We start from the raw sequence: 17326 nt of genomic DNA, 5'->3' as shown, positions 1-17326 counted from the left end.
CGCCCCGGCTCAGGAAGGATCCCCATGCGCAAACGAAGTCTGTCCATCGCGGCCGCGGTCGCGACCGTCCTCACCGGCTACGTGGCCATCACCCAGGGCCCGGCCAGCGCCGCCGACGGGCTGCTGTCGGCGAACCGGCCGGCCACGGCCTCCTCCATCGAGTCCGCGGCCTTCCCGGCCGCCAACGCCGTCGACGGCAACCCCGGCACCCGCTGGTCCAGCGCGTTCAGTGACCCCCAGTGGCTGCAGGTCGACCTCGGCGCCACCGCCACCCTGTCCTCGGTGGTGCTGGACTGGGAGGCCGCGTACTCGCGCACCTTCAACCTGCAGACCTCGGCCAACGGCACGTCCTGGACCACGGTCAAGGCCAATGTCGCCGGCACCGGCGGCCGGCAGACCGTCGCGGTCACCGGGTCCGGGCGCTACGTCCGGCTGCAGTCCACCGCCCGCGCCACCCAGTGGGGTGTCTCGCTGGCCGAGTTCGAGGTGTACGGCAGCGGCGGCGGCACCGCTCCCCCGCCGACGATCCCGCCCGGCGCTGTCCGGGTGGCCGAGTTCCTCGCGGACTGCCCGTTCAGTCACCGGCTGCCCGACGACCCGATCGTGTTCCCGAACATGCCGGGCGCCTCGCACATGCACAGCTTCTTCGGCAGCACGGTGACCAACGCGAACTCGACCGTCGACGACCTGTTCAACGCGAACAGCAACTGCAACCCGTCGATCGACAAGTCGTCGTACTGGATCCCGACGTTCTACAACGGCAACACCCCGGTCGAGCCGACCACCGGCATCTTCTACTACCTGGGTGAGGGTGTCCGGGACGACCTGATCGCCCAGACCCAGCCACTGCCGTTCGGCCTGCGGATCGTGGCCGGCAACGCCAAGGCCACCGGCCCGGCCGACGCGTCGAACTCGCGCTGGTCGTGCCTGCACGCCGGGCACGTGGGCTCGTCGCACAACTTCGTGGAGTGTCCGGCCGGCACGATGCTGGAGTCGTACCTCGACTTCCCGCAGTGCTGGAACGGCCGAGACCTGGACTCGCCCGATCACAAGAGTCACATGGCGTATCCGGTCAACGCCGCCTGCCCGGCGAGCCACCCGGTCGTCGTGCCGAAGCTGCGGCAGGTCATGCGCTACCCGGTCAGCGGCAATCCGGCGAACTTCCGGCTGGCGTCCGGCAACGGGTACAGCATGCACGGCGACTTCTTCAACGCCTGGCCGGTCGAGGAGATGGCCCGCCGGGTGAACGACTGCATCCGGATCATCGTCAAGTGCGGCACGAACGGACGGCCGTGAGATGACGTCCGCAGCCGCCGGGGCTCGTCGCCGCCCCGGCGGCTCCGGGCGTGAAAGCGCTCTCAAGCGAAAACCGCCTGGTGCTATAACAGACGCCATGACTACCCGGCCCTCCCGCGCAGGGCAGCACCCGACGATGGACCAGGTCGCCGAGGCGGCCGGGGTGTCGCGGGCCACCGTCTCCCGGGTGATCAACGGCGCCCCCAGCGTCGACGCCAAGATCCGCGAGATCGTCCAGCGCGCCATCGCCGACACCGGCTACGTGCCCAACGTGGCGGCCCGCTCGCTGGTCACCCGCAAGTCGAACTCGGTGGCCCTGGTGATCTCCGAGCCCGACCGGCCGCACAACTCCTCGTTCCTCAACCGGATCTTCACGGATCCGTACTTCGGCCGGATCACCGCCGGCGCCACCGGCGCGCTGCGCCCGCACGACGTGCACCTGGTGATCATCCCGACCGACTCGACGGACCACCACCACGTCATCCGCTACCTGCGCCAGGGCCACGTCGACGGGGTGCTGCTGATCAGCAGCCACGAGCAGGACCCGCTGCCCCGGCAGGTGCACGAGCTGGGCATCCCGGCGGTCGTCTCGGCCCGGCCCGCGTCGCCGCTGGCGGCCAGCTTCGTCGACGTCGACCAGCGGCTCGGCGCCCGGCTCGCCGCCGAGCACCTGCTCAGCCGGGGCTGCCGCCGGCTGGCCACGATCAGCGGGCCGCTGGACATCCCGGCCGGCTCCGACCGGCTCGACGGCTTCCGATCGTTCCTGGCCAACCGCGGCATGGGCGACGTGCCCTCGATCGAGGGCGACTTCACCCGGCACGGCGGCGAGGAATGCGCCCGCCGGCTGCTGGCCGAGCACCCCGACATCGACGGCCTGTTCGTGGCCAGCGACCTGATGAGCGAGGGCGCGCTGCGCGCGGTGCAGGATCTCGGCCGCCGGGTTCCCGACGACATCGCCGTGGTCGGCTTCGACGACAGCAGCGCCGCCCTGGACTGCCGGCCGCTGCTGACCACCATCCGGCAGCCGGTCGAGGAGATGGCCGCCGAGATGGCGGAGGTGCTGATGGCCCACATCGCCGCGCCCGGCCGGCTGCCCCGCTCGGTGACCTTCCAGCCGACCCTGGTGATCCGCGAGTCCGCGTGACGCCCGGTCGACGACATCGGCCATCATGACCGCGTGGGCGACCTTGCGATCAATCTCCTGGCGAGCGTCATCGCCGGTACGGCCGTCTGGCTCGCCGGCTTCCTGCTGCGCCGCCGCAAGCTGAGCCGCGAACGCGCCTTCTTCGGTCTCACCGAGGGAGCCAGCTGCCTGCTGGTGGTGTCCCGGCACGCCTCGTCGCCGCGCGAGTTCAGCGTGCACCGCCGTGACGTCGCCGCGCTGGTGGAGCTGGCGACCATCGCCCGCGAGTGCGGCGCGCACGCCGACCGGGTCGGGGAGAACCAGCCGACCGGCGAGATCGGCCGGCTCACCGAGTTCTGCGTCGGCGGACCCGGCGGCGCCAGCCCGCGCAGCGCCACCCACGTGCGCACGATCCTGCGCGGCGTGACGTACGCGATCTTCGACGACGAGAAGCCCCGGCTGTCGTTCACCGTCGGCGGCACCGAGTACGTCCTCACCCCGGAGACCAGCTACGTCCTGCTCGCCCGGTTCTGGGGACCGGCGGGTGGGCACCCGGTGTTCTTCATCGGTGGCCTGAGCGCGGGCAGCAACCTCGCCGGCGCCCGCTACCTGGCCGCCAACCACCCCGAGCTGGCCCGCCGGTACGGCGCCGACCGCCCCTTCGCGCTGGTGCTGCGCATCGTCGAGCCGGCCGCCTACGGCACCGACTTCACCGAGCTGGCGGCCGACGTGACCGACGTCGCGTTCCAGCCGGTGCCGCAGCCGGCGGAGTAGAACAGAGTCATGGACATTCTCGTCGCCGGCGGCCACGGCAAGGTCGCTCTCCGCCTGCTCCGCCTGCTGGCCGGCCAGGGGCACACCGCCCGGGGCCTCATCCGCTCATCCGCCCAGGCCGCCGACCTGACCGCGCTCGGTGCGGTCCCGGTCGTCGGCGATCTGGAGAACGACGCGACGCTGGACGCGTACGTGAAGGGCGCCGACGCCGTGGTGTTCGCGGCCGGCGCCGGCCCCGGCAGCGGGGCCGAACGCAAGCGGACGGTCGATCTGGGTGGCGCGGTCAAGCTCGCCGACGCGGCCCGCGCCACCGGGGTACGCCGCTACGTCATGGTCTCCTCGATCGGCGCCGACCGGCCGGACTCCGCGGGCGAGTCGATGCGGGCCTACCTGCAGGCCAAGGCCGAGGCCGACGACTACGTCCGGGCGAGCGGCCTCGACTTCACGATCGTGCGCCCGGGCTCGCTCACCGACGATCCCGGCACCGGCCTGGTCCGGGTCTCGGCCGAGCTGGGCAACCGCGGTCCGGTGCCGCGGGACGACGTGGCGGCGGTGCTGGCCGCCGTGCTGACCACGCCCGCCACCGTCGGCACCACGTTCGAGCTGTTCGCCGGCGACACGCCGATCCCGGAGGCGCTCGCCGCGCTGTAGTCACGCCGTCAGCAGGTCCTGGCGCTCGCGCATCAGTCCGCTCCAGTGGGCGCGGGCCGCCTCGGTGCGCTGGGCGACGTTTCGGCGTACCTCCGTGACCACCGCGCCCGACCCGTCGGTGTTGCGGATCGCCTGGTTGATCTGGTCCCGCATGAGCAGGTCCGAGAAGAAGACCTGCGCGACGCCGGTCGGCGGGACGACCGGCCGCGGGGCGTGGCCCAGCGGCCGGGCCAGGCCGACGTCGGCCAGCTCGGTGTGCAGCACCACCAGGCAGCGGTCGGCGTACGCCGCCGACCGTGCGACCCCGTCGAGCCAGTCCGGACTGCGCAGCGCCACCGCGCCGCCGAGCAGGTTGGTGCTCGTCTGGCGGCCGGACAGCCGGTCGAGCTGCCGGCGCAGCTCGGCCAGCGCACCCAGCGCGGCGTCCGCGGCCCGGCCGGCCTCGTGCAGCTCGCGCAGCTCCGCCTCCACCCGGCCGCGTTCCCCGGCCAGGGCCAGCAACCGGGTCACCTGCGGGCCACCGGTCCGGCGCAGGTGGCTCTCCTTGTCGTCGACCGCCCGCGCGAAGCGGGCCGGCAGGTCGGCGAACTCGGCCAGCCGCGCGTCGACCGCCGCCTGCTCGGCGCGGATGGCGGCGAGCCGGCTCTCGCTCTCGGCGACCCGGTAACGAGCCGCTTCGGCCTCGGCCTGCTCGCGGGACAGCTCCTCGGCGTGCCCGCCGCGCAGGGCCACCAGCACCCGGGACAGCGAGAGGCCCTCGAGGCGCTCGACGTCTCGGACCTCCCCGGCCCACTGCGCGCGCAGCTCGGACAGGGCGGCCGCCTGCTCGGTGTGTCGCTGGTCCAGCTCGGCGCGCCGGGCGCGGAGCAGCTCGGCCTCGCGGACCAGTCCGGCGAGCGCGGTCAGGCGGGTTTCGATGTCCTCGGTCACGCCCTTGATTCGAGCAGGCCGGGGCAAGCAAACGCGCGGGCGGACAGCCTGGGCGCCGATCCGCCGGTAGCCTGCGAAGAATGGGGACAACGGGGGACACACTGGCGGCGGGCAACGAGGCGATGGTCGAGGCCGCGTTCCGGACCGGGGACTACGAGGCGGCCGAGCGGACCTTCGAGGAGCTGCTGACCCAGGCCCGGGCCGACGGCGACCGGGCCCTCGAGGCCGCGGTGCTGGACCGGCAGGCGATGCTCATGCACTTCCGGGCGCTGGAGGACGAGGATCTCGGCAAGGCCGACAGCGAGGGTGAGGAAGCCCTCTTCCAGCAGGCCCTGGAGATCCGGCGGGACCTCGGCGACCCGGCGGGCACGGCCGAGTCGCTGTTCGGCGTCGGCCTGGTCCACCAGGTGCTGCGCCAGGACTGGGAGGCCGCCATGCCGTACTACTGGGAGGCCCTCGACCTGGCCGACCGGTACGGCGACCTGCTGCTGCGCTCCGAGGTGCACCGCCACGTCGGCTTCTACTACGCGGCGTCCGATCTGCAGTCGGACAAGGCGCTGGAGCACCTGCGCATCTCGCACGAGCTGCGCGCCGAGCTCGGTGACCCGCGCTGGATCCCGGGCGGCACGATGGCGCTGGGCATCGCCGAGCTGGCCGACGGCCTGCGCGAGCAAGGGCTGGCGCACGTCCGGGAAGCGGTCGCGCAGGGCCGGGAGGCCGGCCTGAGCCCGCACCGCATCGCCTGGATGCAGGACTTTCTCGACAAGGCGGAGGCCGAACGGTGACGACCCTGTCCGAAGCATGGAGCCTGGCCGCGAACGAGAGCGGCCTGGCCATCGTCTCCACCCTGCGCGCCGATCAGACGATCCAGTCCTCGCTGGTGAACGCCGGCGTCGTGACCCATCCCGGGACCGGCGAGCAGGTGCTGGCGTTCGTCACGTACGGCCGGGTCAAGCTGGCCAACCTGCGGGCCCGGCCGCAGATCACCACGGCATTCCGCAGCGGCTGGCAGTGGGCCACCGTCGAGGGCCACGCCGAGCTGGCCGGCCCGGACGATCCCCGGCCGTGGCTGGACGCCGACCGCCTGCGCCTGCTGCTGCGCGAGATCTTCACCGCGGCCGGCGGCTCCCACGACGACTGGGCCGAGTACGACCGGGTCATGGCCGAGCAGCGGCGCACCGCCGTGCTGATCAGCCCGACCCGGATCTACAGCAACTGACGCCTGCCGCGCCCGGTCACCGGGCCGGCAGGTGCTTGGCCATCTGCTGAGCCAGCAGGCGGTAGCCCAGCCGGTCGTAGAGCCGGCGGGCCCCGGTGTTGGCCCCGTGCACGTTGAGACCCATCGTAGCGACACCCCGCCGCGCCAGCTCGGCCTCGACCGAGGCGATGGCCGCCCGGCCGTGACCCCGGCGGCGGTAGGGCTCGTCGATCTCGATGTTGTGCAGCCAGCCCATGGCGAGCCGCGGCGGCGCCGGCAGACCGGCCCAGACCCATCCGACCGGTACGCCCCGCGCCACCACCGTGCGCAGGAGCATCCCCGGGGTCCGCGCCCCGTCGGGGAGCAGCTCGGCCAGCTTGCGGGACGCCCGGTCCTCGGCCTCGCCGTGCCACAGGCCCCGCTCGTGCACCAGATCCTGGGCGTAGTCGGCGAACAACGCCTCGATCCGGCTCTGGTAGTCGGCCATCGGCACGAGCTCGATCCCCTCGGCCACGGGCACCTCGGCCAGCGAGCGCGAGCGCTGCTCCGCGGTCACCTCGAAGCCGAGCCGCTGGTAGAGGCGGCGGGCTGTGTCGTTGTCACCGAAGACGTTCAGGCCGATCGCCGGCACGCGGCGAGCGACGAGCTCCACCTCCGCGGCGGTGATGATCGCGCCGGCGTACCCCCGGGACCGGAACGGCGGATCGACCTCGATGTCGTTGATCCAGGCGATGTCCGGCACGGTCGTGCCGGGCAGCGACAGCCAGATCCAGCCGACCTCGGTGCCGTCCACCAGAGCCCTGCGCAGCAGCTGGCCGCGGGTCGCCGGACCGCGCGGCAGCCTCTCGGCGACGTCCCGCTCGGCCTCGCCCCGCGCCTGCGCGGGAGTCAGCGCCCGAGCCGTGGTGATCGCCTGCGCGTAGCTCGCGACCAGCAGCGCGCGGCGGCGCACGAAGTCCTCCGGGTTCATCTCCACGAGAGTCAGCGGCATCCGGCGACCCTTTCCCGACCGTAGGAGAAGCCTGTGCCGACATTGTGCCCCGCGGGCATCGTCCGGCCCGGTAGCCCGCCCGATCGGCGGGCAGTACGGTGAACCGCATGTTGATCAGCTGCGGATGCCCGGTCTCCGGCGTGTGGGCGGATCCCCTGTCCCTGACCGGGTTCGCGATGCGCGCCGAGGAGCTCGGCTACCACGGGCTGTGGTCGTTCCAGCGGTTGCTGGCCGGCGACGAGCAGAACCTGCAGCCGGTCTACCGCAGCGTGCTCGATCCGCTGCTGGCGCTGACCTACGCGGCCGCCCGCACCACCGACATCCGGCTCGGGGTCGCCGTCATCAACCTGCCCTACCTTTCCCCCACCTACCTCGCCAAGCAGGCGAGCACGCTCGACGTGCTCTCCGGCGGCCGTTTCGACCTGGGCCTGGGCACCGGCTGGTCCGAGGTGGAGTTCGTGGCGACGGGCTCGGACCCGAATCCCCGCGGCCGCCGCACGGAGGAGTATCTGCGCGTGCTGCGCGCCCTGTTCACCGGTGAGCACGTCGCCTTCGACGGGGAGTTCTACACCGTGCCGCCGAGCGTCATGGCTCCCGCGCCGGTGCAGCCCGGGGGCCCGCCGATCCTGCTGGGCGGCACGGCGGATGTCGCGTTGCGCCGCGCCGGGCGGATCGCCGCGGGCTGGGTCAGCAGCAGCCGGGCCAGCCTCGAGGAAATCGCGCGTGGTACGCAGATCGTGCGGCGCGCGGCCGAGGAGTCGGGCCGCGACCCGGACGCCCTCCGGATCGTGGTGCGCGGCGTGGTCAAGGCCGGGCTGCGCGAGGACGGCGTGCCGCTGTCGGGCACCTGGGACCAGATCCGGGCCGGCGCCCAGCTCTACGCCGAGGCCGGCGTCACCGAGCTGTTCTACGACCTGAACTGGGACCCGTTCATCGGTTCACCGGACGGCGACCCGCGGGCCGCCGGGGAACGGGCCGAGGAGATCCTGTCCGCCCTCGCCCCTAACGGCTGAAGTTCTCCCGCCTCCGTGCCATCTGCGCGTACCGGCTCTTCCGGTGCCCCGGCGCGACCCGGCAACCTGGGCGCATGAACCACCGCCGCCCGTTCGCCGCCCTCGTCGCCTGTCTCGCCCTGACGGGCTGCGGTGCAGTGGAGCAAGCCTCAACGGCCTCCCCGCCGGCCGCCACCTCGGCGGCCCCGTCACCGACCGCCGCCAGTGGACTGGGTGACTCGGTCAAGGACGCCGGTGACATCCCTGACCCGTGCACGCTGCTCAGCCGGAAGCAGGTCACCGAGCTGACCGGGCGGGAGATCACCCAGATCGACGAGGACGGGCTGCCGGCCGGCGACAGCAACCGCTTCTGCCAGTGGCAGCAGTCCGGCGGGCAGCTGGCCGTCTTCCTGAGCCGGACCACCGAGCAGGACTTCACCGTCAAGATCGCCGACGCGACGCCGGTGAACGACATCGGTGAGCGGGCCTTCCAGCTGGCCGGCCACCTCTACGTGCTCTACGGCACGGTCTCGATCGACGTCTACAGCCGCGGCGACAGCGACGAGGAGAACCTGGCCGAGGCGACGGCCGTCGCCCAGATGCTCATCCCGAAGATCTGAGCGACGGCGCGCCGTACCCGCACGGTCCTACTCGAACGGCGTCAGCGTGATGCCGATCGCGGTCGGGTCGCCGCTGTGCACCAGCGACTCCTGGTTCGCCACGTCGTCGAAGGCGAACGCGTACGCCTTGCCGTCGACCATCTGCTCGTGGATCACCTTGTTGTACAGGTTGGTCGGCTCGTTGCGGTAGAACGTCGACGCGTCCGTGCTCGGCTCGACGGCCTGGGTGCCCAGGGTGGTCCGCTGCAGCGCCGCACAGAGGCTGCGCGCGATCGGGCCGACGACGAGGTCGTTCGGGGCGCCGAGGTTGCCGTCGCAACCCCAGACGTGCGCCGTGGTGGGCTTGGTGAACGTCGCCACCTGCGCGCCGGTGGCGTCGGTGAAGGCCATGACGTCGCCGCTGGTCCGGCCCTTGAAGATCTTGTCGGGCTGGTCGGCGAAGGGCTTCACGGTGAGGTCGGTGTTCTCGTACGCGGCCCAGGCCCGGTCGATGTAGGACGCCAGGTAGTCCGGGTCGAAGTCGCCACCGTCGGCGCCCTTGCCGGGAGCCAGCACGCGCAGCACGGTGCCGTCGGCGCGGGTCCGGACCAGACCGCTGAACGACGCGTCGGCCTTCATGGCGTCGATGACGGCGTTGCGCCCGCCGGGCTTGAGCTGACCCGTGACCGCGGTCGTGCCGTCGGAGCCGGTGACGCTGACCGCGTGCGGCACGGCGAACATGTCGACCTGGGAGCTGTTCAGCCAGATGCCGGAGTCGTTGTAGGTGAACTCGCTCCAGTCGAACAGGATGTCGCTGTTGGGGTCGCCCGCCGCCCACGGCGCGGGCTGCACAAGACCGCCGTCCTGGCTGATCCTGAAGTCGAGCTTGTCGCCGAAAGACATGTACATCCGGCCGGAGAGGCCCTTGGGCACCGGGATCGTCTTGCTGGCTCCGTTGGCCGGGCCGTCGATCGACACGTCGGGCGCCGGTGCGGGCGGGTTGGCCCCGCCGGTCCACGGGGTGAAGGTGCCGGCCTCGGTGACGTAGCCGAGCTTGCCGCCGCTGACGCCCAGCACGTACAGGTGGGTGGCTTCGCCGCGGCCGGAGTTGTTGGTGACGGTGAGCGGGAGCAGGTCGGGGCCGGTGGCGGCCTGGGCGGTGGGGATCACCGCGACGGCGGCGGGGATGGCGACCGCCGCGACGACGAGCCCGAGCAGAGATCTGCGGTTGAGACGCATGAGCACCTAACTGTCGGCCCCCGGATGACACCGGCCCGGCGAGAGGACATCCGCGCGGGAGGGATCCGGCGTCGGCCGGGCCGCTTCGGGGGCGGACAGGGAAGGGGGATGCGTCCCGGCCATTACGCTCCGCAACCAGTGAGAGCGCTCTCACCGAGCTTGGTACGGCCTCCGGGAGATGTCAACCGATGACGCCGGCCGATGTCCGCGCCGATAGCACAGCCTCCACCGACCGGCACATCGGTCCGTTATCGCAGCTCAGCGTCCATGGTCGACACTTTTCGAAAAAGCCGGTCGCTGCGTTGTCCTGCTGAGCCGATGACTACTCCAGCCTCCCCGCCGACCGGCGTCTATCACTCCCGGTCGCGGGTCACCCGTAACCGGCTCGCGCTCGCCGCGGCCGGACTGGCCCTCGTCCTGCTCGGTTACCTGATCGGGCGCCTCCAGGGCGGATCGGACACCCCGGCCGCCGCCGCCGCGGTCGCCGCCCCACCGTCGGCTGCGTCGTCCCCCTCGGAGCCGGCCGCCCCTTCGGTGGAGCCCTCCCCCTCACCGAGCGCCCCGGCACCCGGCGGCGTCGACGCCTACGCGGTGATCCAGGCCGAGACGGCCGCCGGCCAGCAGGGCACCCAGTTCCAGGAGACCGAGGACGAGGGCGGCGGGCAGAACATCGGCTGGATCAGCAACGGCGACTGGCTGCGCTTCGACGACGTGGAGTTCGGCGCCGAGCCGGCCACCAAGGTCGCCGTCCGGCTGGCTTCCGACGTGGACGGCGGGGGTGGCCGGATCGAGCTCCGCCTGGACAGCCCGGGCAACGCCCCGGTCGGCGCGGTGCCGGTCGAGGACACCGGCGGCTGGCAAGAGTGGCAGTCGCGCAGCGCGGACATCGAGCCCACCACCGGGCGGCACACCGTCTTCCTCACCTTCGCCCGCGACGACGCCGCCGAGTTCGTCAACCTGAACTACTTCGCGTTCGCCCACTGACGCGCCGGAGCCGCGCACCTCGATCGGCGCGCGGCCCCGGACGACGCACCTGAACGTCAGGCGGCGGCAACCTCGAACTTGCGCGGCTTGGCCTTCTCGGTCACCGGGATGCTCAGCGTGAGCACGCCGTTGTCGTAGCGGGCGTCGAGCCGGTCGGTGTCCAGCGAGTCGGACAGGAAGACCTGCCGGCTGACCGGACCCATCGGGCGCTCGGCCACGACGTACTGCACGCCGTCGCGCTCGGCCCGCTTGCGCTGGGCGCGCACGGTGAGCACCTTGCGGTCCACGGTGATGTCGATGCCGGCCGGGTCGACGCCGGGCAGATCGATGTCGATGAAGAAGGAGTCACCCTCGCGGTAGGCGTCCAGGCGGGCGCCGGCGCTACGGGTGGCGGAGTCGAAGACGCGGGTGGTCAGGCGGTCGAAATCGGTACGCAGCACCATGGGAGGTTCCTCCGGTCAAAGATTGAGCGTGTTGCACTCAACCTTGCTAACCGGGGTACCCCCCTGGTACTTCCTGAACAGCCCGTGAGCTGCGACACTAGGCCAGCCGGAAGTCCGCGAAGTCGAAGCCCGGCGACACCACGCAGCTCACCAGCACGGGCTCGCCACCGGCCGGATACGCGCTCTGCCACACGCCGGCCGGCACCAGCGCCTGCGGGTTCCCGGCGGTGAGCACCACCGTCTCACCACCCTCGACCGGGTCGGGGCCGGCGCCGCCGTAGCGCAGCTCCAGCGAGCCGGAGTGCAGGAACCACAGCTCGTCGGACGCCACCACGTGCCACGCGGAGAACTCGCCCGGCTGGAGCAGGAAGTAGATGCCGGTGGCGGCGGCGCGCGGGCCCGCGTACCCGTCGGGCCGGATGGTGACCGCGGACCGGAAGGTCTCGCGGTACCAGCCACCCTCGGGGTGGGGTTGCAGATCGAGCTTCTCGGCCAGCGGCGGTCGCTTCGTCATGTCCCCATCCTCGCGCGTCGCCGAATTCGAACACGTGTGCGAAGATGACGCGGTGTCCGACCAGGCGACCATCTTGCACGCCGACCTCGACTCGTTCTACGCGTCGGTCGAGCAGCGGGACGATCCCGCCCTGCGGGGCCGCCCGGTCCTGGTCGGCGGCGGCGTCGTGCTGGCGGCGAGCTACGAGGCCAAGGCGTACGGCGTCCGCACCCCGATGGGCATCGCCCAGGCCCGCGCGCTGTGCCCGCACGCCCTCATGGTCCCGCCGCGGATGTCGGCGTACTCGGCGGCCAGCAAGGCCGTCTTCGAGGTCTTCCGCGACACCACCCCGATCGTCGAGGGCATCTCCATCGACGAGGCCTTCCTCGAGGTGGGCGGGCTGCACCGGATCAGCGGCACCCCGGCCGGCATCGCGGCCCGCCTGCGCGCGGAGGTCCGCGAGCGGGTCGGCCTGCCGATCACCGTGGGCGTGGCCCGGACGAAGTTCCTGGCCAAGGTGGCCAGCGCCGTCGGCAAACCGGACGGCCTGCTGGTGGTGCCCCCGGGCGAGGAGCTCGCCTTCCTGCACCCGCTGCCGATCGAACGCCTCTGGGGCGTCGGCCCGGTCACCGCGGGCAAGCTGCGCGAGCACCGCATCCTGACCGTCGGGCACGTGGCCCGCATCGGCGAGGCCGCCCTGGTCACCATGATCGGCGCGCACGCCGGACGGCACCTGCACGCGCTGGCCCACAACCGCGACCCCCGCCGGGTCCGCACCGGCCACCGGCGCGGCTCGATCGGCTCGCAGTGCGCGCTGGGCCGCCGGCCGCGCCCGTTCGAGGAGATCGACGCGACCCTGGCCGCCCTGGTCGACCGGGTCACCCGCCGGATGCGCTCGGCCCACCGGGCCGGCCGCACGATCACCCTGCGGCTGCGCTTCGGCGACTTCACCCGGGCCACCCGCTCCCGCAGCCTGCTCAAGGCGACCATGCAGACCAGCGCCATCCTGACCACGGCGCGCCAGCTGCTGACCGAGGCCCGGCCGCTGATCGACGAGCGCGGCCTGACCCTGGTCGGCGTCGCGGTCGGCAACCTGGACAGCGACGGCGCGGTGCAGCTGGAGCTGCCGTTCGACGTGCCGGTGGCGGACAGCCTGGACACCGCGCTGGACGCGGTCCGGGACAGGTTCGGCTCGTCCTCGGTGACCCGGGCGGCGTCGCTGGGCCGCGACCTGAACCCGTCGGTGCCGATCCTGCCCGACTGAGCACCGCGAGAGTTCCGGGCTCATCCGGCAAGGTCGGCCGCCTGCGCCGGCCGGGCGGCCCGCCGGCTGCGCACCCAGTGACCCAGCGCCACCAGGCCCAGCCCGGCGGCGTAGATGACGGCGTTGACCAGCGCGTACGACCAGGGAACGGTGTGCGCGTCGGCGGAGAAGGCGGAGGTGTCGCCGCCCGTCCAGGCCCGGAGCAGGACAAGACTCTGAAAGGTGAACACGAACGAGTGCACGGCGATGTAGGCGAGGTAGGCCGCTGTCCGGGAGCGCAGGGCGAAGCCGAGCGGGAACGCGAGCAGCACGGTGACGATCAGTTCCATGACGTTTCCTTCCGAGGGTGGCGCTGGTGACCGCTTCACCCTGGCCGGACCGCACCCTCGGGCACATCCGGGCCAGCGCCGGACCCGATCGAGTGCCGGCGGCTAAGTGCTGACACTGATGACGGAAACCGTCCGAGGGACAAGGATGATCGGATGGGCGCCCGGACGATGCTGCGCCGGGGCGCGTTGCTGCCCGGGCTGGTCTTCGCCGTGGCCGTCTCGATGTCGGCCCCGCTCAGCCCCTCGGTCGTGGACTGGGCGATGCAGACGTGTCTGCTCGGCGTACCGGTGGTGACCGGCCTGCTGCTGCACCGGCGCGTGCCGGGCAGTCCGGTCGGTGCCGCACTGAGCTGGGTCGGCGCCGCGCCCGCGGCGGTCTTCGCGGTCGAGAACTGGGGCGCGACCGCACTGACGGCCGATCCCTGGCCGGCGGCCCGCTGGGCCTACACCTTCCAGCTCGGCGCCTGGGTGTGGAATCTGGCCGGCTTCGTCGGTCTCTGCCTGGTCTTCCCGGACGGGATGCTGCCCGGACGGCGCTGGCGGCTCAGCGTCGCCTTCGGCGTGGCCACCGCGCTGACCGTGCACGCGACCGTCTCTCTGCTGCGGCCCGTATCCGGCGACGTCACGCCCGACCCCGCCGGCCTGGGTATCAGGGTGCCGGACGCCGTCTTCGCGTCCGTCGCCGTCCCGGCCTTCTGCGCCGCTCTGGTCGCGCTCGGCCTGGCGGTCGGCAGCCTGGTCGTGCGCTACCGGGCCGGCGGCGAAACGGTACGGACCCAGCTGCGCTGGCTGGTGCTCGGCGCGATCACCGTGCCCGTGCTGCTGGCCGGTGGCTGGGTCGCCGAGCTGCTCGGCGCTCCGGTCGACATCGCGTACCTGGGGTTCCTGGGCGCGATGCTGCTCGCCGTTCCCGCCGCCATCGCGGTCGCGGTGGTGCGGCACGACCTGCTCGACGTGGACCGGTTGCTGGGCACGACGCTGGCCTGGGTCGGCACGTCGGTGCTCTCCGCGGCGATCTTCGCCGGGGTGGTGTTCGCGATCGCCGACGCGGCCGGCGGCGACTCGCGGGTGGGGCTGACCGGCGCGGCCTTCGTCACCGCCATGTGCCTGCTGCCGCTGCACCGGCTGATCAACGAGCTGGTCGGCCGGGTCGTCGACCGGGAGCGCACGGTCACCCGGGCCCGCGTGGAGCAGTTCGTGCGGCAGGTGCGCGGCGGCAACGCGCAGCCGGAGGAAACCGAGGCGGTGCTGCGGACCGTGCTCGGCGATCCCGGGTTGCGGCTGCTCGTGCGGCTGCCGGGCAGCGCGGCGGACCGGTACGTCGATCCGGCCGGGGAACCGTCGCGGGTCGCGCCCGGATCGGTCTGCGTGCCGCTGACCACGGGCGACACCGAGGTGGGGGTCATCGTGCTCGGGCTGGCGTCCGCGCGGCGGTTGCGGCGGGCCCGTGAGGCGGCCGTCCAGGCCCGGCTGCCGATCGAGGTGAGCCGGCTGCGACTGGAACTGCGGCGGGCCCTCGACGAGACCCGGGCGGGTCAGGCCCGGCTCGCGCTCGCCGGCGCGGCCGAGCGGCAGCGGCTGGCCCGCGACCTGCACGACGGCGCCCAGCAGCAGCTCATCGCGGTCGGCATGCGCCTGCGGTCGGTGCAGCGCGGCATCGCCCCCGACCAGCCCGCGCATCAGGATCTGGAGACAGCGGTGACCGCGCTGGGTGACACGGTGGCCGATCTGCGGCGGCTGGCGCACGGCGTACGCCCGAGCCGGCTGGAGGACGGGCTCGCCGCGGCGCTGCGGGCCCTGGCCACGGACAGCTCGGTGCCGGTCACGGTCACTGTTCCCGACGTGGACCCGCCGGAGGTGGTGGCGACCACGGCGTACTTCGTGGTCGCCGAGGCGCTGACCAACGTGATGAAGCATGCCCGGGCCACCGCCATCGGTGTCGTGGTCCGGCAGCTGGGCCCCGGCCTCCGCATCGAGGTGTCCGACAACGGGGTGGGCGGGGCCCGGCCGGGTTTCGGGCTGACCTCCGTCCGCGACCGGGTCCTGTCGATCGGTGGTGAGCTGACCGTGCACAGCCCGGCCGGCGGCGGCACCACGATCACGGCGGTGATCTGAGTGCGCATCGTGCTGGCCGAGGACTCAGCACTGTTCCGGGAGGGACTGCGGCGGCTGCTGGCCGAGGGCGGACACGACGTGGTCGCCGCGGTCGGTGACGCCGATCTGCTCGACGAGGCCGTGGACCGGCACCGGCCGGACTTCGTGATCATCGACGTACGGATGCCGCCCACCATGACGGTGGACGGCGCCCTGGCGGCCCGCCGGCTCCGGGCGGCCCATCCCGGTCTGCCGATGATGCTGCTCTCCCAGCACGTCGAGACCCGGCACTGCGTGCCCCTGGTGGCGACCGGCGGCTTCGGTTATCTGCTCAAGGACCGCGTCCTCGGGGTGGACGACTTCCTGGACGCCATCCGCCGGGTCGCCGCCGGTGGGTCCGCCCTCGACCCCGAGGTGGTCTCGGCCCTGCTGGCCTCGACCGGTCGCGCCGACCCGCTGGCGGTGCTGACACCGCGCGAGGTCGAGGTGCTGGCGCTGGCGGCCGAGGGCCGCTCCAACGGGGCCATCGCCGCCGGCCTGAGGCTGGCCGAGCGTACGGTCGAGACGCACATGCGCAGCATCCTGCAGAAGCTGCGGGTGCCCGACTCCGGCGACAGCCACCGCCGGGTGCTGGCCGTGCTGGCCTACCTCAGCCCACCGGGAGACCCAGCTGCGCGCGGCCGGTCGGGCTGAGCTCGTCGGCGGTCGGCCGGCCCGCCCAGTCGACCTCGTAGTCCTCGGCGGCGAAGTCGGCCGGGCTGACACCCCGCAGGAACGCCTGGCCGCACTCGGCCGCGTAGGCGGCGTTCTTCTCGCAGTACGGGCTGGCCGGGATGTACATGACGTTGCCCCAGCCCTGCTGGTCCCGCACCGCGCCGACGGAGTGGATCATGTCGCCGTGCCACCAGACGGTGTCCCCCGGCTCGACCGCGGGGATCGGGGTGAGCGCGGGCATCAGCGCCGGGTGCCAGCGCTCGCTGATCGGCAGCGCCTGGCCGTTGGCCGCCCCGCACAGGTCGTCGTCGGCCACGTCGTCCTGCAAGGCCCGCAGCAGCAGGTAGGCCATGGCCGAGGGGATCGGCACGACGTGCAGGACGCCCTCGGTCGGCGCCATGTCGGACAGCGCGGTCCAGCCCTGGAACGTGCGGAACGCCGAGCACATCACCGTGGAGTCGAACTCGTGCACCTCGGTGCGGTAGGCGCCGTCCCACGGGTCGTACGCCTCGGGGTTGCCGGCGAAGACGTGCCGGAAGACGTTCTGGTACGCCGGGAGCAGCCACCGCTCGATCGAGCCGGAGTCGGTGTGCGCGGACAGCCCGGCGGAGTCGGTGCCGGGCTCGCGGCGCCGGACCCGGTCCGGGTACGCCGTGTCGCGGGTGGGGTCGAACCACACCCGGCCCTCGGACTCGTGCTTCCAGAAGGAGTTGAGGAAGCCGCGCACGGCGACCATGTTGTCGTCCTGACGGGCCTCCATCTGCGGGCGTGACCAGTAGATGGGGAAGATCGACGGCTTGCTGGCCGACAGCCCGCCGAAGATGCCGTCGTCGAGGTAGCGGTACTTGCCGGCGAAGTCGTTGCGGTCCAGGTACGACACCAGCTCGGCGTCCCAGCCCTCGGCGCGGTCACGGCCGAAGGTGCCCTTGACCACGGCACAGCCGCGGCGGCGTACCGCCTCGACGAGGTCGACCGGCACCGTCCCGGCGGCGATGTCGGCGAACTGGACCACCGGCCAGACCTGCTCGCCGCGCTCGCGCTGCGCGACCACCTCGGCGACCTCGGCCCGCACCGCGGCCTCGGCCCGCGCGAAGGCGCCTGTGACGTCGCCGATCCGCTTGCGCAGCTCGGCCTTGGTCTCACGGATGGCGCGGGGGATGTCGTCCGGGGCCGGGTGCATCGCTGCCTCCATTTGATTAGGTGACCTAACTA

At 72.8% G+C, this 17326-nt stretch carries 19 protein-coding genes; 12 read left to right on the top strand and 7 right to left on the bottom strand.

All coding sequences use genetic code 11. The annotated features are described in order from the left end of the window. The first annotated feature begins 24 nt into the window (after positions 1 to 24). From ACZ6S4_RS10045 to ACZ6S4_RS10030, 4 genes are all read left to right on the top strand, one after another. Positions 25 to 1296, top strand: coding sequence for a DUF1996 domain-containing protein (locus ACZ6S4_RS10045; protein WP_465474549.1), 1272 nt, complete (start codon positions 25 to 27; stop codon positions 1294 to 1296). A 97-nt stretch (positions 1297 to 1393) separates the two neighbouring features. Continuing rightward, entirely contained in the window at positions 1394 to 2440 is a 1047-nt protein-coding gene (locus ACZ6S4_RS10040) for a LacI family DNA-binding transcriptional regulator (RefSeq protein WP_465474548.1), read from the top strand. A gap of 33 nt (positions 2441 to 2473) precedes the next feature. Then, positions 2474 to 3193: a hypothetical protein gene (locus tag ACZ6S4_RS10035; RefSeq protein WP_465474547.1), complete on the top strand. Its 720-nt coding sequence runs from the start codon at positions 2474 to 2476 to the stop codon at positions 3191 to 3193. A 9-nt stretch (positions 3194 to 3202) separates the two neighbouring features. Further along, a complete protein-coding gene (locus ACZ6S4_RS10030; protein ID WP_465474546.1) occupies positions 3203 to 3844 on the top strand; it encodes an SDR family oxidoreductase in 642 nt (213 codons plus the stop codon). On the opposite strand, the gene ACZ6S4_RS10025 is transcribed toward ACZ6S4_RS10030, so the two are convergent. Beyond that, on the bottom strand, positions 3845 to 4774 hold the full coding sequence (locus tag ACZ6S4_RS10025) for a hypothetical protein (protein WP_465474545.1): 930 nt from the start codon (positions 4772 to 4774) through the stop codon (positions 3845 to 3847). Positions 4775 to 4854: 80 nt separating this feature from the next. Here ACZ6S4_RS10025 and ACZ6S4_RS10020 point away from each other — a divergent pair, with 80 nt between their 5' ends. Both ACZ6S4_RS10020 and ACZ6S4_RS10015 read left to right on the top strand, forming a co-directional pair. Next, entirely contained in the window at positions 4855 to 5559 is a 705-nt protein-coding gene (locus ACZ6S4_RS10020) for a tetratricopeptide repeat protein (protein WP_433720893.1), read from the top strand. Next, positions 5556 to 5993: a TIGR03618 family F420-dependent PPOX class oxidoreductase gene (locus ACZ6S4_RS10015; RefSeq protein WP_465474544.1), complete on the top strand. Its 438-nt coding sequence runs from the start codon at positions 5556 to 5558 to the stop codon at positions 5991 to 5993. The genes ACZ6S4_RS10020 and ACZ6S4_RS10015 overlap by 4 nt, the downstream gene beginning before the upstream one ends. A gap of 16 nt (positions 5994 to 6009) precedes the next feature. On the opposite strand, the gene ACZ6S4_RS10010 is transcribed toward ACZ6S4_RS10015, so the two are convergent. Further along, a complete protein-coding gene (locus ACZ6S4_RS10010; protein WP_465474543.1) occupies positions 6010 to 6963 on the bottom strand; it encodes a GNAT family N-acetyltransferase in 954 nt (317 codons plus the stop codon). 107 nt (positions 6964 to 7070) lie between these two features. Here ACZ6S4_RS10010 and ACZ6S4_RS10005 point away from each other — a divergent pair, with 107 nt between their 5' ends. Beyond that, complete coding sequence (locus tag ACZ6S4_RS10005; protein ID WP_465474542.1) at positions 7071 to 7976, top strand: TIGR03619 family F420-dependent LLM class oxidoreductase; 906 nt, start codon at positions 7071 to 7073, stop codon at positions 7974 to 7976. Positions 7977 to 8050: 74 nt separating this feature from the next. After that, on the top strand, positions 8051 to 8575 hold the full coding sequence (locus tag ACZ6S4_RS10000) for a DUF3558 family protein (RefSeq protein WP_465474541.1): 525 nt from the start codon (positions 8051 to 8053) through the stop codon (positions 8573 to 8575). A gap of 27 nt (positions 8576 to 8602) precedes the next feature. On the opposite strand, the gene ACZ6S4_RS09995 is transcribed toward ACZ6S4_RS10000, so the two are convergent. Then, positions 8603 to 9793: a beta-1,3-glucanase family protein gene (locus tag ACZ6S4_RS09995; protein ID WP_465474540.1), complete on the bottom strand. Its 1191-nt coding sequence runs from the start codon at positions 9791 to 9793 to the stop codon at positions 8603 to 8605. 318 nt (positions 9794 to 10111) lie between these two features. Between ACZ6S4_RS09995 and ACZ6S4_RS09990 the strand changes: the two genes are divergently transcribed. Beyond that, positions 10112 to 10777, top strand: coding sequence for a carbohydrate-binding protein (locus ACZ6S4_RS09990; RefSeq protein ID WP_465474539.1), 666 nt, complete (start codon positions 10112 to 10114; stop codon positions 10775 to 10777). Positions 10778 to 10833: 56 nt separating this feature from the next. Here ACZ6S4_RS09990 and ACZ6S4_RS09985 read toward each other — a convergent pair whose 3' ends face one another. Both ACZ6S4_RS09985 and ACZ6S4_RS09980 read right to left on the bottom strand, forming a co-directional pair. After that, positions 10834 to 11220, bottom strand: a complete 387-nt coding sequence (locus ACZ6S4_RS09985; protein WP_212990257.1) for an Hsp20/alpha crystallin family protein — start codon at positions 11218 to 11220, stop codon at positions 10834 to 10836. Between the two features lie 97 nt (positions 11221 to 11317). Next, a complete protein-coding gene (locus ACZ6S4_RS09980; RefSeq protein WP_465474538.1) occupies positions 11318 to 11734 on the bottom strand; it encodes a cupin domain-containing protein in 417 nt (138 codons plus the stop codon). Between the two features lie 52 nt (positions 11735 to 11786). On the opposite strand from ACZ6S4_RS09980, the gene dinB reads away from it, so the two are divergent. Next, entirely contained in the window at positions 11787 to 12977 is a 1191-nt protein-coding gene (gene dinB, locus ACZ6S4_RS09975; protein WP_465474537.1) for a DNA polymerase IV, read from the top strand. Positions 12978 to 12997: 20 nt separating this feature from the next. Here the strand turns inward: dinB and ACZ6S4_RS09970 are convergent, their stop codons facing one another. Continuing rightward, positions 12998 to 13306: a hypothetical protein gene (locus ACZ6S4_RS09970; RefSeq protein WP_465474536.1), complete on the bottom strand. Its 309-nt coding sequence runs from the start codon at positions 13304 to 13306 to the stop codon at positions 12998 to 13000. Positions 13307 to 13459: 153 nt separating this feature from the next. Between ACZ6S4_RS09970 and ACZ6S4_RS09965 the strand changes: the two genes are divergently transcribed. Both ACZ6S4_RS09965 and ACZ6S4_RS09960 read left to right on the top strand, forming a co-directional pair. After that, positions 13460 to 15421 (top strand): sensor histidine kinase, encoded by a 1962-nt coding sequence (locus ACZ6S4_RS09965; protein ID WP_465474535.1) that lies wholly within the window; start codon positions 13460 to 13462, stop codon positions 15419 to 15421. Then, entirely contained in the window at positions 15422 to 16093 is a 672-nt protein-coding gene (locus ACZ6S4_RS09960; protein ID WP_465474534.1) for a response regulator transcription factor, read from the top strand. On the opposite strand, the gene ACZ6S4_RS09955 is transcribed toward ACZ6S4_RS09960, so the two are convergent. Then, a complete protein-coding gene (locus ACZ6S4_RS09955) occupies positions 16050 to 17306 on the bottom strand; it encodes a YbiU family protein (RefSeq protein ID WP_465474533.1) in 1257 nt (418 codons plus the stop codon). The two genes, ACZ6S4_RS09960 and ACZ6S4_RS09955, sit on opposite strands and share 44 nt — an antisense overlap. Between the last annotated feature and the right edge of the window lie 20 nt (positions 17307 to 17326).

Source organism: Actinoplanes sp. NPDC051405 (genome assembly GCF_055586185.1).
The sequence above is the reverse complement of the archived record's forward strand: the minus strand, read 5'-3'. Positions and strand labels throughout refer to the sequence as shown.